The sequence below is a fragment of the Janthinobacterium sp. HH102 genome, assembly GCF_001758625.2.
GTDB lineage: Bacteria > Pseudomonadota > Gammaproteobacteria > Burkholderiales > Burkholderiaceae_D > Janthinobacterium.
In genome coordinates this window covers 2,861,622-2,875,087 of the sequence record NZ_CP062062.1, presented here as the reverse complement: position 1 = coordinate 2,875,087, position 13,466 = coordinate 2,861,622, and the positions used below count along the sequence as shown (strand labels likewise).

At 64.4% G+C, this 13,466-nt stretch carries 13 protein-coding genes; 1 reads left to right on the top strand and 12 read right to left on the bottom strand.

All coding sequences use genetic code 11. The features are described from left to right. Positions 1-26 precede the first annotated feature (26 nt). The 11 genes from JAB4_RS13220 to JAB4_RS13170 all read right to left on the bottom strand — a co-directional run bounded on the left by JAB4_RS13220 (position 27) and on the right by JAB4_RS13170 (position 10,204). Entirely contained in the window at positions 27-1,790 is a 1,764-nt protein-coding gene (locus tag JAB4_RS13220) for a M56 family metallopeptidase (RefSeq protein WP_070222049.1), read from the bottom strand. Beyond that, positions 1,787-2,179: a BlaI/MecI/CopY family transcriptional regulator gene (locus JAB4_RS13215; protein WP_070222050.1), complete on the bottom strand. Its 393-nt coding sequence runs from the start codon at positions 2,177-2,179 to the stop codon at positions 1,787-1,789. Before JAB4_RS13215 ends, JAB4_RS13220 begins: the two co-directional genes overlap by 4 nt. Positions 2,180-2,240: 61 nt before the next feature. Beyond that, a complete protein-coding gene (locus JAB4_RS13210) occupies positions 2,241-3,734 on the bottom strand; it encodes a hypothetical protein (RefSeq protein WP_070222051.1) in 1,494 nt (497 codons plus the stop codon). Positions 3,735-3,823: 89 nt separating this feature from the next. After that, on the bottom strand, positions 3,824-5,164 hold the full coding sequence (locus tag JAB4_RS13205) for a DUF3422 domain-containing protein (protein WP_070222052.1): 1,341 nt from the start codon (positions 5,162-5,164) through the stop codon (positions 3,824-3,826). Positions 5,165-5,286: 122 nt separating this feature from the next. Further along, the gene (locus JAB4_RS13200; protein WP_070222053.1) at positions 5,287-6,495 is read right to left on the bottom strand and encodes a multidrug effflux MFS transporter; all 1,209 of its coding nucleotides are present in this window, start codon (positions 6,493-6,495) and stop codon (positions 5,287-5,289) included. Beyond that, positions 6,492-7,154 (bottom strand): CerR family C-terminal domain-containing protein, encoded by a 663-nt coding sequence (locus JAB4_RS13195; RefSeq protein WP_070222054.1) that lies wholly within the window; start codon positions 7,152-7,154, stop codon positions 6,492-6,494. Before JAB4_RS13195 ends, JAB4_RS13200 begins: the two co-directional genes overlap by 4 nt. Positions 7,155-7,276: 122 nt before the next feature. Then, positions 7,277-7,747 carry a copper chaperone PCu(A)C gene (locus JAB4_RS13190; protein ID WP_070222055.1) on the bottom strand — a complete coding sequence of 157 codons (471 nt, stop codon included), beginning with the start codon at positions 7,745-7,747 and terminating at the stop codon, positions 7,277-7,279. 17 nt (positions 7,748-7,764) lie between these two features. After that, positions 7,765-8,361, bottom strand: a complete 597-nt coding sequence (locus tag JAB4_RS13185) for an SCO family protein (protein WP_070222056.1) — start codon at positions 8,359-8,361, stop codon at positions 7,765-7,767. 62 nt (positions 8,362-8,423) lie between these two features. After that, the gene (locus tag JAB4_RS13180) at positions 8,424-8,810 is read right to left on the bottom strand and encodes a DUF2946 domain-containing protein (RefSeq protein ID WP_227742147.1); all 387 of its coding nucleotides are present in this window, start codon (positions 8,808-8,810) and stop codon (positions 8,424-8,426) included. A 36-nt stretch (positions 8,811-8,846) separates the two neighbouring features. Beyond that, positions 8,847-9,440 (bottom strand): hypothetical protein, encoded by a 594-nt coding sequence (locus JAB4_RS30650; protein ID WP_070222060.1) that lies wholly within the window; start codon positions 9,438-9,440, stop codon positions 8,847-8,849. A 62-nt stretch (positions 9,441-9,502) separates the two neighbouring features. Then, complete coding sequence (locus JAB4_RS13170; protein WP_070222062.1) at positions 9,503-10,204, bottom strand: Crp/Fnr family transcriptional regulator; 702 nt, start codon at positions 10,202-10,204, stop codon at positions 9,503-9,505. A gap of 115 nt (positions 10,205-10,319) precedes the next feature. Here JAB4_RS13170 and JAB4_RS13165 point away from each other — a divergent pair, with 115 nt between their 5' ends. After that, positions 10,320-11,954, top strand: coding sequence for an acyl-CoA synthetase (locus JAB4_RS13165; protein ID WP_070222064.1), 1,635 nt, complete (start codon positions 10,320-10,322; stop codon positions 11,952-11,954). Between the two features lie 4 nt (positions 11,955-11,958). Here JAB4_RS13165 and JAB4_RS13160 read toward each other — a convergent pair whose 3' ends face one another. Then, the gene (locus tag JAB4_RS13160) at positions 11,959-13,371 is read right to left on the bottom strand and encodes an MFS transporter (protein WP_070222066.1); all 1,413 of its coding nucleotides are present in this window, start codon (positions 13,369-13,371) and stop codon (positions 11,959-11,961) included. Positions 13,372-13,466: the final 95 nt, after the last annotated feature.

The following is a 13,466-nucleotide window of genomic DNA, read 5'->3' as shown; positions in this document are numbered from 1 at the left end:
CGCACTGGCGCGCCCGGGGGGGGGTATCAATGCATGCGGGCTGGGCTCCCGGCCAGGGTGTCGCGGATGTGACCGGCGTCGAGCGAGCGCCGCTGCGCGCCGTCGGCATCGAGCAGTACCACGGTGACGTGCTTGCCGCCGCTGCGCATGCGCATGGTCAGGCAGCTGCCCGCCTCGTGGCTGCTGCCCGTCTTGGACAATAAAATATCCCAGCCCTTGCCGCCGACCAACGGATTCGTGTTGCGCAGGGTGCGGACCTTGCCATTGACGGCCACGCTGGCCTGCGGGTGGCTGGTGATGCGGGCGATGTCCGGATAGCGCGCGGCCGCCGCCACGATCCTGGCCACCTCGCTGGCCGTCGACGTATTCGCGGGCGAACTGCCGACGGGGTCCGTCAGGTTGGTGCGGCGCAAGCCCAGGTGGCGGATCTTCGCCTGCAAGGCTTGCTGAAAAGCCGCGTTGCCGCCGGGATAAGTGCGCGCCAGCGCGGCGGCGGCGCGGTTTTCGGACGGCAGCAGCGCCAGTTGCAACAGCGCGCCGCGCGACACGGCCACGCCTTCGGCCAGCAGGCTGTGGCGCTGCATTGAAGAGTCGCCATCGGCGCGCACGATGCGCAACTGTTCGTCGGGGGCCAGGCCCGCATCGAGCACCACCATGGCCGTCATCAGCTTGGTGATCGAGGCGATGGGCACGACGGCGTCCGCATCTTTCGCCATCAGCACCTGGCCCGTGCTGTCGTCAAATACCAGCATGTGTTTCGCGCTGACGGGCAAATCCAGCATGGCGACGGCGGCATCGGCCAGGATCGTCCCGTTGACGGCAGGCTTGCCCTGCACCTGCAGCAGCAGGGTGGCGCAGGCCAGCAGCAAGGCGGGCACGGCCAGTTTCCAGCCGGCCGTGTCAAGCCCGGGCGTCATCAGCCGTTCGATGCGCGTCAGCAGCGCCCCGCCCCGGGCCGACATCAGCAAGCCGGCATGTTGCGGCGCGGCAGCGTGCAGGGACAAGGCATGCAGCGCCGTGGCCAGCTGCTGCGGGTCTTGCAGCGCTTGCGCAGCCAGCGCATCGGCCACCTGTTCCCGTTCGGCCCGCATGCGCGCCGACAGCCACCAGACGACGGGGTGAAAAAACAGCAGCGCCTCGGCCACGCTTTGCAGCAGGTTGACCAGGTAATCCCAGCGCCGCACGTGCGCCAGTTCATGCGCCAGCAGCGCTTCGAGCAAGGCGACGGGCATGCCGCTCAGCAAGGCGGCCGGCAGCAGGATGACGGGGCGCCAGAAACCCACCGTGACGGGGCTGGACAATCCCCCATGCAGCTTCAGCGGCACTTTCCGACTGCCGTGCAAACCCATGCGCAAGGCCAGCGCATCGAGGCGCGCCTGCCAGATGGCCGGGGCAGCAACGGCCTGGCGGCGCAGCTTGCCGACCCACGCCAGGCCCAGGCACAGGCGCAAGCTCATCAGGGTGACACCGGCGCTCCAGGCCAGCACCAGGGCCGGCATCCACGCTTGCAGCGCGGCGCGCCAGGCGGGCGGAGCGGCCACCGGCATTTGGGCCGGCGACGTGCCAGACAGCAGAGAAAGCAGATGGATGGCGGGAATACACAGGCACAGCAGCAGCGCCAGCGCGCAGACGGCATAGCGCCAGCGCGCGCTGGCCTGGCGCAGCAAGCAGAGCAGGACGGCGGACACGGCACCGACGATCAGACCCTGCCAGACGAAATACAGCAGAACCCAGCCCAGCGCAGGGACCAGCTTGCCCAACTCGATGCCCAGGCGCAGATCCACGTTCATGACTGCTTGCCATCCTTGCTGCGCAGGATTTTTTCAATTTCCAGGCGTTCCGCGTCGCTCACGTGCTCGCGCAGCGCCGTCAGCACCAGCGCCTTGCCGGAACCGGAAAACACCTTGCCGATCAAGTCCTTGAGCAGACTCGTCTGCAGCTTTTCCTGCGCATCGACGGCCGCATACAGCTGCGGCCGCTGGCTTTCGTCGCGGCTCAGCAAGCCCTTGCCATGCATCAGCTGCAACTGGCGCAGCACGGTGGCGTAACTGGCGTCGGTACGCTCGGCGGCCAGGGCGTCGTACACGGCACGGGCGTCGGACGGACCGCGCCGCCACAGGATGCGCAGCAAGTCCAGTTCGGCGGCCGTGGGATGGGGAGTGGAGGTATTTTTTAACATGTCGCTAGAATACCGATTCTAGAACTCCATGTCTAGAACTTTTTTTCTAGCGCGTGCCTGACTAAAAATCGCGCAAGCGGTCGAACAGGGCATACAGCGCCGCCACATCCCTCAGCGGCACTTGCGCCAGCACCTGCTCCAGCGCCACGTAGATTTCATCGCGCTCCACCGTTTCGATGACGCTGGAACGCCGCTCGATCTGGTTGAACACGCCGACATAGGCGGTGACCATCTCCTGCGCCACAGCTTGCACAGTCTCTGCATCGCCCACCCCGTCAAGCGTGCGCGCCGTGGCCAGCAGCTTTTTATACGCCTGCGCGGCTTTTTTGGCATACGCCACCGAAATATGTACGCGGCCATCCCAGTCGCGGAACGGATTGTCCAGGTTTTCCGCCAGCCATTCCGGCTTGCGCGGCCGCGTCACGGACAAGTTCAGACCCAGCACCGCCGCCTTCTTGTACTTGGCCTTAATGGCCTTGGCGGCGTCGGCCGGCAGGCTGGCCAGGCACAGGCTGGACAAGGCCGGCAACTGCGCCGGCGCGGGGAAGTCGTCGGCACCGTAGCCGAACAGTTCATACGCGGTGAAGGAGCGCAAACGGTCCAGTCTGGCGATGCTGGCCAGGTTTGACGCCAGCCCCGGCTTGCCCCACACGGTCAGGTCCGTCAGCAAGGGGAAACGCTGCGCCACCATGTCGAAATCCACGGCCGGCATGGCGCTCAGCGACAGGCGCGCCAGCTGGTCGAGGCCGTGGAATGGCGCCAGGGCGCCGGAACACTGCAGGCGCAGGAAGCGCCCCGCATGCGGGTCGTCGATGCGCAGCGATGGCGACGGCGCGCCATTCAGTATCAGGGTGCTCAAACCCTCGTTCAGGCGCAGCGAGCGCAAGCCTGCGGCATGCACGACGAGGCGGCTGACATTGCTGTTGCGCAAGTCGAGTTCGCCCTCCGTCGAGGATTGCCAGTGCACTTCGTTGATGATGGGGTTGCCGTTGATGTAGGCGGCCAACGCCGCGCTGCCGTGGCGCGTCTCGATGGTCGTCAGGCAGGGCAGCTGGTCCAGTTCGGACAGGTCGCCGATCGCCTGCAGGATATCGTCGCCGATGCGGCTCGTCTTCTGGCGCACGGCCTGGCCGCCGACCATCACTTCCTCGCTCGATGCCGCCTTGAAGCGCTGGCGCCTGGCCGGGTCGACCTGCTCCCAGCGGCGCTGGCGCCAGACGCTGTCGCCCACGTGCCAGCCGCCGCTGTAGCTTTTCACTACCGTCTCGACCAGCGGCGCCACATTGGCCACCAGGGTGTAATGGCGCGGCACCGTCGCGCTGGCAAAGCTGTGGTCGTGGCGCTTGTTCCAGAAATAGTAATCGCACACCAGCGGGCGCATCGCCTGCACGGCGTGCGCATCGGGCAAGGTGTTGCCCGTCCAGTCCAGCTGCAAAATGGCGGCCAGCGGGGCGCTGCCGGACGCGGCATCGTCGATGGCCGTGACCTGGCAAGCCACATACTGCTGCAGCCTGTGCGAAAACACACTGTAGATATCTCCAACCTTGGCAAGCACGCTGATTTCCTTGTAGCAAACAATGAGGCCAGCACGATAGCAAAGATTGGCGGCGCGCGGCGTACGCACCGCCTGAGTGCCTGCCCTGGTCAGTCCGCGTGCAGCTTGTGGTGCATGCGGCGCAAGCCCAGCCAGACGGCGGCCGCCACGAACGGTACCAGGGCGCCGACGAGGATTTCCGGATTCACGGGCAGCCCCAGCACCTTGGCCGCCTTGCCCGTGTAGCTGAACAGACCGATCACGTAGTAGGAAATGGCCGCCACGGACAAGCCTTCCACCGCCTGCTGCAAGCGCAGCTGCTGGGCCGCGCGGGCGTTCATCGATTGCAGGATTTGCCGGTTCTGCAATTCCTGCACGATGCCCACGCGCGTGCGCAGCAAGTCGTTGGTGTTGGCGATGCGCTGCGCCATCGCTTCCTGGCGGCTGGACATCGCTTCGCACGTATTCATGGCGGGCGTCAAACGGCGGTCCATGAATTCCTCGACCGTGGGGATGCCCTCGATGCGTACTTCGCGCAGCTCGTCGATGCGCGCCTTGACGAGCCCCATATAGGCTTTCGAGGCGGAAAAACGGTAGCTATTGTCGAGCGACAGCTTTTCTATGCGGGCCGCCAGGCGCGTGATGCGGTCGAGCAAGGCTTGCTCGGAGACGCCCTCATCGCCGGCTCCTGGGGCGTCGTCCGTATCGACCATGGCGGCGGCCAGGGTCGCCAGTTCGTTCTCGATGGCATTCAACGATGGCGCCGCCTGCATGGCGTAGGGCAAGCCCAACAAGGCCATCATGCGGTAGGTTTCGATTTCCAGCACGCGCTGCACCAATCGGCCCGACTGCTGCGAGCGCATGCCCGCGTCGCGGATGACGAAACGGCTGAAGCCGTCTGACTGGATGGTGAAATCCGTCCATAATTCGCCGCCCTGCAGCACCTTGCTGCCGGCCAGGGTATTGCCCTCGAAGACGCGCGACAAGCCTTGCATGAAGATCTCGGCCGGCTCCGTCGCCTGCTCGAGCACCACGTGGGCCGCCACCATCAGCTTGCCCTTCAAGCCCACCAGCCATTGTTGCGGCAACTGTTCCAGGGGCATGCGCTCGAACGCCTGCTCCAGTGGCAAGGCGGCGCCCGGATGTTCGGCGAAGGTAAACGTGGCAAATTCCGTGTGGCATTCCCATTTCAGGCGGAAGCGGCCAAAGTCGTAATAAAAATACTTGGCTTCAGCAGCGGGCGGCGTGACGCCGAAATGCGTGCACAGGGCCGCCAGGGTGGCGTGCTGGGCCGCCATATTCGACGCACCGGGTGCCGCGCTGTCATCTTTATAAACGGCAAGATGGGTGATCAGCTCGGGGGCATCGAGCTGCAAAAACGGCCGCGAGTGGATTTCCGCAGCCAGCGGCACGCGCAAGGCGTGGTTCAAACTGGAGTTAATCAAGTGCATGATAGCCAAAGGTAAAGTTGCAAAACTGCTTAGACCCGCGCGCGTGCTGTGCTGCCCGCAGCGAGGGTCTGATTGTCACAGTGTAACAAAGCAGAATGCATGCCATCCTTTTCCAGGGCTCGTCATATTGTTTTGACAACCCCTACCACGCCCTGCCCCACCCCTTGCCGGCTGCCCAGCCACCAGAATGCGGCGGCCAGCACGACGGCCGAAGCCTGTCCCAGCGCCAGTTTGAATGCGCTGTCGAACAGCAACGGTGCGACAAAACCGGACACCAGCGCAAACACCAGCATTTGCACGAAGTTTTGCAGGGACGCGGCCAAGCCCCGCATCTGCGGGAAAATGTCGAGCGTCGACATGGTCATGCCCGGCAAGGCCAGCGACATGCCGAACGCGTACAGCATCACGGGCACGACGGCGAATGGGATGCTGGCCGCAAACCAATGGTTGTAAGCAATATTGATCGCACCCGTGGCCGCCATGGCCAGCAAGCCCCAGCGCACCAGCACGGTGCTTTTCACCACGTGGGCCAGCTTGCCCGACAGCGCCGAGCCCAGCACCAGTCCCGCCACCATGGGGATGAACATCCAGCCGAACGCCGTTTCCGGCAGATGCAGCAACTCCAAAATAAAATGCGGGGCCGAGGCGATGTACAGGGCAAAGCCGCCAAAGGCGAAGGCCACGGCCAGCGAACGCAAGAGGAATGCCCGGTGGCGCAAGGCCAGCCAGTAATTGCGCGCGATGTTGCCTGGATGGAAAGGCTGACGTTGCTCGACAGCTAAACTTTCCGGCAAGCCTTTCAGACAGGCGAGCGCCAGCAGCACGGTGACGGAAAAGGTGAACACGAACGTCGATTGCCAGCCGTAGGCCACGTGCAGCCAGCCGCCGATGATGGGGGCGATGGCGGGCGCGATGCCGAACACCATCATGATATTGGCCAGCATCTTTTGCGCGGCGGCGCCAGCTAAACTGTCGCGCACGATAGCTTGGCCGATCACCCTGCCCGCGCCGGCCGAGGCGCCCTGCATGCCGCGGAAGAACAGCAGCCAGCCAAAGCTGGGGGCGAAGGCAGCGCCGATGGAACCGGCGGCAAAGATCAGGAGCGAAGCGAGAATCACGGGACGGCGGCCGAACGAGTCGGACAAGGTGCCGTAGAACAAGGTCATGAAGGCATAGGCGGCCAGGTAGACGCTCAAGGTCTGCTGCACCAGCACGCTGCTGACGTCGAAATGCGTGCCGATCGCGGGAAACGATGGCAGGAAGGTATCGGTAGCGAAAGGGCCCAGCATGGCCAGCCCGGCCAGCACCAGGGTCAGGTTTCTGGTTTTCATGCAAACTCCTGCGCAGAATGCTGGCGGCGCAAGCCGTCCAGGGCCGCCAGCGAGAAGGCGGCAATATGACGGGCGATATCGGCAATACCCGCCTCGTCATAGGTGATCTCCGGCACCACCAGTTCATGCACGATGCGCGAACGGGCATAGAACACCACCTGGCCAATCACGCTGAACACGCATTTCTGCACCACGTCGTCCGGCATGGCCGGTCCCACCACGCCACGGATCAAGCCTGTAAACAGGGCGTGCTGCGGGCGCACATTGCGCTCGGCCAGCTTGTGGATGGCCGCCGTCGGCTCGATCAGCTCGCGCGCCACCAGCCGGCTGAACAAGGACGCCGGCCCCGCGCGCAACATGTCGGACACGAGCGCTTCGATTGCCAGGCGCAACTGTTCCACGGGCGGCAGCTGCGCCTGCGCGCTGGCGGCGGCCACGTCGGCAGCCGAGGCGCGCGCCAGTTCGCGCGCATGGTCAAAGGCGGCCAGATACAGCTCTTCCTTGCCATGAAAATAGTAATTGACCATCGCCACGTTGACGTGGGCCGCTTCGCAGATCCTGCGCACGGACGCGAGCTTGTAGCCTTCGTCGGCAAACAGCTGGAGCGCCGCCTGCAGGATGCGCGCGCGCGCCGGTTCGTTTTCTTTCTCTTCCGCCATGCCATTCCCATCATTTAAACAGCTGTTTAATATTGTGCGGAATTATATCAAACAACCGTTTAACTTTCAGATGGACGCAAAAAAGCCCGGCGTACCGGGCTTTTCAAGGGACAGCGGCAGGCTTAGTGTTTCATCGCCGGCATCGGGGCCGAGCTGGCGCCCAGCGGACGGGCCACGGCATTGACTTCGATGGTTTCGCGGCGCTTGTCCTCGCCTTCGACGACCAGGGTCAGCGGGATCTTGTCGCCCGCCTTCACCTGCCCTTTCAGGTCGAGCAGCATCACATGGTAGCCGCCCGGCTTCAGTTCCACCGCTTTTCCGGCTGGCAAGGCGATTTCCTTGACCTGGCGCATGCGCATCATATTGTCCGCCATGCTCATTTCATGGATTTCCGCCACGCCCGCCACGGGCGAGCGCACTTCCAGCAGCCGCATGGCTTTTGGCGCCGTGATCTGCATGAAGGCACCCGTGGCTTTTTGCTGCGGCACGGTGGCGCGCACCCACGGGTCGCTAATCTGCACGGACGTCTGGGCAGCGGCGGAGAAGGACAGCACGGTCAGGGCCGTGGCCAGCAGGTTTTTCAGATGGGTCATGATTATTTCCTCGGTAGTTATAAGGTGTATTTCGATTTCATCAGGGTCTTGATGTCCTGCACGCACTCATCGCCCGTCAACTGGTGCTTCAGGCCCAGGCGCATGCGCCCCTCGGTGTCGAGCACGTAGCTGATGGCCGTGTGGTCCATCGTGTACGAACTGCCGCTCGGCACGCGGCGGTAGAAGACCTTGTAGTTGAAGGCCGTCTGCGCCGTGTTCTTCGGATCTGTGCGCAAGCCGAGGAAGCTGGGGTCGAAGGCGCGCATGTACTCGCCCAGCAACTCGGGCGTGTCACGCTCGGGATCGATGCTGATGAAGATCACTTGCAGTTTATCGCCATCGGCGCCCAGTTTCTGGCGGATTTCCAGCGCGCGCGACAGGGCTGTCGGGCACACGTCCGGGCATTGCGTGAAGCCAAAGAAGACCATCACATACTTGCCCTTGAAGTCGGCCAGGGTGTAGACCTTGCCGTCGGGGCCGCTCAACTTGAAGTCGGGTTTGTAATCGCCTCCCGTCAGGTCGAGGCCGTTGTAATGGGGTTTCGGCGCTTGTTCGCAAGCGGCAAGCGTGAGCAATCCCGCCGTGCCGGCGAGAAGGAAAAGACGACGTTTCATGGCATTCTGGCCCGATGGGCGTAGTGGAGACGGTTAAGACGTGGAAGGTATGACTGCTGCGTTCAGGCAGCCGAAGGCGGGCCGCGCGGGCTGGCGGCCAGCCACGCGAACGGCGCTTTGGGCGCCTGGTAAAACAATGGCGGATAGTGATCGTGGCCCGTGATGACGGCCAGCGGCGAGGATGAGGACGGCGGCAAGCCCACGCTGCCCGCATGGCTCATGCAGAACGGGCAATGTTCGATGTGGTGCAGCACGGAATCGGTGGTGGATCTGGCGGCTGGCGCCAGGTCCGCCTGCGTATAGACGGCGCCGCTGGCCGAACAGATTTCGACGGCGGCATTGTTCGCGTTCGCGTGCCGCGAGGCAAACGCATACGACAGGGACGGCGACAGCGCATTGAGCAGTATCGCCAGGCAGGCGAACCACATATGCCACTGTTTGCGTTTCAATAAAGATCCCATGGCCCCGATTATAACGGAGTCTGGCTATCCGGGCGCCTGGCCCCGCAGGAACAGGCTGGGGCGCACACCGGCCACGTCCACGCAGGCGTCGCAAAACGCGGGGATCGAGGCAAAGCCGGAGCCGGCAGCCACTTGGGCCAGGTCGCGCTCGCCGTCTTCCCCGTCGGCGCCCGCTTGCGCCGCCGTGTGCAGCGCGTGCGCCAGACGCTGTTCGCGTACCAGGCTGAGCAATGCCTCGCCCTCGGCAAACAGGCGCGCGCGCGCCTTGTGCGGCGTCACTTGCCACAGGGCCGCCAGGCGCGCCGCCGTCCATTTGCCTTGCGGCGTATCAAAGATGTGCTGCGCCAGCGCCTGGCTCCAGCGCTTGCCGCCGCCGTGGCCGCCATCGGCTTCATCGTCTTCCAGCGCCAAGGTGAACACGGCCGGCTTGCCCCGCCCCGGCATCACGTCGCAGGCAAAGCGCAAGAAGGCAGGCACGACGAAGCTGTCGCCGCTGCCCAGCTTCTTGGTGGCGATTTCATTATGCAAGGTGACAAAACCCTGGCGCACGGTAACGCGCAGCCGGAGCGGAAAGCGCAAGCCCAGCAAGTGCAGAGGATGATCGGAAACGAGTGCCATGCGTCAATTCAATGTCATAAGCCAGCCGCCAGCATGCCACACATCGCGCGCCCAGTCTGTCATCACAGCGACGCTACGCCATAACGGCGCAAGCCATCGAGGTCCACGACGCGGATCGACTGGTAGGCGATGCTGATCAGCTTGAGTTCGGCCAGATGGCCCAGCGCCTGGTTCACGCGCTGGCGCGAAATGCCGGTCAGCAAGCCGATTTCTTCCTGCGACAGCTCAAGCACGCGGGAAGTGCGCGGGTATAACATGGGGTGGAACAGCTGCGCGATCGCTTGCGCCACCTGCGCGTCGACGGCCAGCAGGCGCTGGTTCTGGATGGTGGCGATGAATTGCCCCATGCGCTCGTTCAGCTGGCGGATGACGAAGGCATTGAAGGAAAGGCTCTCGGCCAGCAGCAGATGAAACAGGTCCACAGGCACGAGGATGATGCTCGATGCGCGCACGGCCACCACGTCGTAGCGGCGCAATTCGCGCTTGAGCACGCTGCCCTCGCCGCTCCAGCCGCCAGCCGGCACGCCGGAGAACGTGGCGCCGCGCCCATCGGCGTTGTAGACGGCCAGCTTGATCAAGCCCGTGTGCACGCCGATCCAGTGCGCCGACGGTTCGCCGCGCCGCGTGATGAAGGCGCCCGCCTCGAAATGCCGGAGCACGCTGCCTGCGCGCAACAGAGTCTGATGCCGCGCATCGAGGGCCGCGAACCAGTCGTGGCTGTCGAGTTCCAGCATTGCAAGGTCTACACTATCGTTGCTATCCATTCCATCCTTCAGACCTGTCACTAAGATGACAGTGATTTTCCAGCGCCGGTGCTATGCTAACCGGTATCAATCCCGAAACAGGGAGCTACAGAATTTTATTTAACAGGAGACAAGCATGACTGCTGATTTCAACACCGGCCTCGGCAAAAACAGCGCCAACTACGCCGCCCTCACCCCGCTCGACTATATCGCCAGGGCAGCCGCAGTATATGGCAATCGCCTGGCAATTGCACATGGCAGCCTGCGCCAGACGTGGCGCGAGACCTATGCGCGCACGCGCCGCCTGGCCTCCGGCTTGATCAAGCTGGGCGTGGGCACGGGCGATACGGTGGCCGTGATGCTGCCGAACACGCCCGCCATGGTGGAAGCGAGCTTTGGCGTTCCCATGGCCGGCGCCGTCCTCAATGCGCTCAATATCCGCCTCGACCTGGCCTCCTTGACCTTCATGCTGCGCCACGGCCAGGCGAAAGTCTTGCTGGCCGATACGGAATTTGCCGAACTGGCGCGCCAGATGGCGGCGCAGATTCCCGGCTTGCGCGTGATCCAGGTCAACGACGTGCTGGGACCGGAAGTGGATGCGTTTTCCGACCTCGACTACGAAGCCTTGCTGGCCAGCGGCAACCCCGATTACGACTGGCAGCCGCCGGCGGACGAGTGGGACGCCATCGCATTGAACTACACGTCCGGCACCACGGGCGACCCGAAAGGCGTCGTCTACCACCACCGCGGCGCGGCCTTGAATGCCCTGTCGAACATATTAGAGTGGGACATGCCCAAGCATGCCGTCTACCTGTGGACCTTGCCGATGTTCCACTGCAACGGCTGGTGCTTCCCGTGGACCGTGGCCGCGCGCGCCGGCGTCAACGTGTGCCTGCGCAAGTTCGAACCGAAGCTCGTGTTCGACCTGATGCGCGAATTGCGCATCACACACTATTGCGCGGCGCCCATCGTGCATGCGGCGCTGGCCAACGCGCCCGCCAACTGGCGCGAAGGAATCGACTGGACCGTGCGCGGCATGGTGGCCGGCGCGCCGCCGCCGGCGGCCATGGTGGCGAAGATCGAAGCCATGGGCTTCGACTTGATCCATTCGTATGGCTTGACGGAAGTGTACGGCCCCGCCGCCATCTGCGCCGAGCAGGACGAGTGGGCGGCCTTGAGCCAGGAAGAGCGGGCCGTTTTAAAGTCGCGCCAGGGCGTGCGCTACCACTTGCAAAGCGCCGTGGCCGTGCTGGACCCGGAAACCATGCAGCCCGTGGCGGCCGACGGCGAACAGATCGGCGAGATCATGTTCCGTGGCAACATCTGCATGAAGGGTTATTTAAAGAATGAAAAGGCGACGCAGGAAGCGTTCGCGGGCGGCTGGTTCCACACGGGCGACCTCGGTGTCATGTATCCGGACGGCTACATCAAGCTGAAGGACCGCAGCAAGGACATCATCATCTCGGGCGGCGAAAACATTTCCAGCGTGGAAGTGGAAGATGCGCTGTACCATCACCCGCAAGTGCTGGCCGCCGCCGTCATCGCCCAGCCCGACGAGAAATGGGGCGAAACGCCGTGCGCCTTCGTCGAACTGCGCGAAGGGGCGACGGTGACGGAAGCGGAATTGATCGCCTTCTGCAAGAACAACCTGGCGGGCTTCAAGGTGCCGAAAGCCATATATTTCGGCCCCCTGCCCCGCACGTCGACGGGCAAGATCCAGAAGTTCGAATTGCGCAAGCGCATGCATTCGGACAAGGCCATCGACGTCTAGACGCTTAATTGTCCTTGCCAGCCAGCCACGCCGGCTGCGCCACCACCAGGCGCGAAAAGCTGGCGATGCTGGCCACGGCGGCAAATCCTGCCGCCAGGCACAGTGCATACGTCGTGCCCCGGCTGGCCGAGACCGTGAAGCAGTAGGCGACGAGCGCCGCGCCCGTCGCCTGGCCGATCAAACGCGAGGTGGCCACCACGCCGCTGGCGCCGCCTGCCCGCTCGGGCGGCGCGCTGCCCATGATGGCTTTCAGATTGGGCGCCTGGAAGAAGCCGAAACCGATGCCGCACAAGGCCATGCGCCAGCCGATGTCAAACGCGCTCGGGTGCGCCGGTATCCACACGAGGGTCAGCAAGCCGCCCGCCAGCGCCGCCAGACCAATGCCGCCCAGCACGCCTGGCGAGTACCGGTCGCTCAGGCGCCCCGCCACGGGCGCCATCACGGCCACCAGCACGGCCCACGGCGTCATCAAAAAGCCCGTTTCCACGGGTGAACGGCCCAGGGTGACTTCAAAATAGAATGGCAGCGAAACGAAGGCCAGCCCCTGCGCGGCAAACGTGCAGATGGCCGTCAGCGACGACAACAAGAACAGGGGGCGGCGGAACAGGTCGATCGGCAGCATCGGTGCCGCATGCCCGGCCTGGCGGCGCAGCAGCAAGATAAAAAAGACCACCACGGCCACCAGTTCCGGCAGCAAGGTCGACAGGTCCGCGTGATGGGCCGCGTCGCCGAACAGCAAGATGAGCAAGCCGAAGGCGCCCACGTTGTACAGCGCCGTGCGCGCATCGAGCGTGTGCCCGGACAGTTGAGTCGCCGGCAGCATGCGGCTGGCGAGGAAAAAGCCGGCCACGCCCAGCGGCACGTTGATGGCGAACAGCCATGGCCACGACGCCGTCGCCAGGATCAGCGAAGCGGCCGTGGGCCCGATGGCGAACGCGACGGCCACCACCAGCGCATTGTTGCCGAACGCGCGGCCCAGCAAATGCTTGGGGTACAGGGCGCGCAGCAGCGCCGTGTTGACGCTCATCATGGCGCTGGCGCCCACGCCCTGAAAAAGCCTGGCCACCACCAGCGACGGCAAGGACCAGGCCAGCGCGCAGGCGAGCGACGCCAAAGTAAACAGGAACATGCCGGAGATAAACACCCGCCGGTAGCCGGCGATTTCGCCAAGGGCGGAAAACGGCAGCAAGGTCGCCACCATGGCCAGCTGGTACACATTCACGATCCAGACGGAGGCGGCCGGTGTCGTGTGCAGCTCGCTGGCGATGGCCGGCAAGGCCGTGTTGGCGATCGCCGTGTCGAGCGAGGCCATGCCCACGCCGATGGCCAGCGCCAGCATGGCCCATAAACGGGCGCCGGGCGGCAAGCCGTCCTCGCCCACGAGGAAAGGCTGCGCCTTGTTTTTCTGCTTCATCATGTTGCCTGTTCGTCTAGCCCGTCCGGGGCGGCATACGGTGCCGCAGGCAAGACACTAGCATGGATGGATGGACTCTGCCGGGCAGGCCCGCCGAT

Bases quoted from the DNA above. Each gene is read 5' to 3' on its own strand.
- JAB4_RS13220 (WP_070222049.1), bottom strand. From the start codon at position 1,790: ATGAACGTGGATCTGCGCCTGGGCATCGAGTTGGGCAAGCTGGTCCCT.
- JAB4_RS13215 (WP_070222050.1), bottom strand. From the start codon at position 2,179: ATGTTAAAAAATACCTCCACTCCCCATCCCACGGCCGCCGAACTGGAC.
- JAB4_RS13205 (WP_070222052.1), bottom strand. From the start codon at position 5,164: ATGCACTTGATTAACTCCAGTTTGAACCACGCCTTGCGCGTGCCGCTG.
- JAB4_RS13200 (WP_070222053.1), bottom strand. From the start codon at position 6,495: ATGAAAACCAGAAACCTGACCCTGGTGCTGGCCGGGCTGGCCATGCTG.
- JAB4_RS13195 (WP_070222054.1), bottom strand. From the start codon at position 7,154: ATGGCGGAAGAGAAAGAAAACGAACCGGCGCGCGCGCGCATCCTGCAG.
- JAB4_RS13190 (WP_070222055.1), bottom strand. From the start codon at position 7,747: ATGACCCATCTGAAAAACCTGCTGGCCACGGCCCTGACCGTGCTGTCC.
- JAB4_RS13185 (WP_070222056.1), bottom strand. From the start codon at position 8,361: ATGAAACGTCGTCTTTTCCTTCTCGCCGGCACGGCGGGATTGCTCACG.
- JAB4_RS30650 (WP_070222060.1), bottom strand. From the start codon at position 9,440: ATGGCACTCGTTTCCGATCATCCTCTGCACTTGCTGGGCTTGCGCTTT.
- JAB4_RS13170 (WP_070222062.1), bottom strand. From the start codon at position 10,204: ATGGATAGCAACGATAGTGTAGACCTTGCAATGCTGGAACTCGACAGC.
- JAB4_RS13165 (WP_070222064.1), top strand. From the start codon at position 10,320: ATGACTGCTGATTTCAACACCGGCCTCGGCAAAAACAGCGCCAACTAC.
- JAB4_RS13160 (WP_070222066.1), bottom strand. From the start codon at position 13,371: ATGATGAAGCAGAAAAACAAGGCGCAGCCTTTCCTCGTGGGCGAGGAC.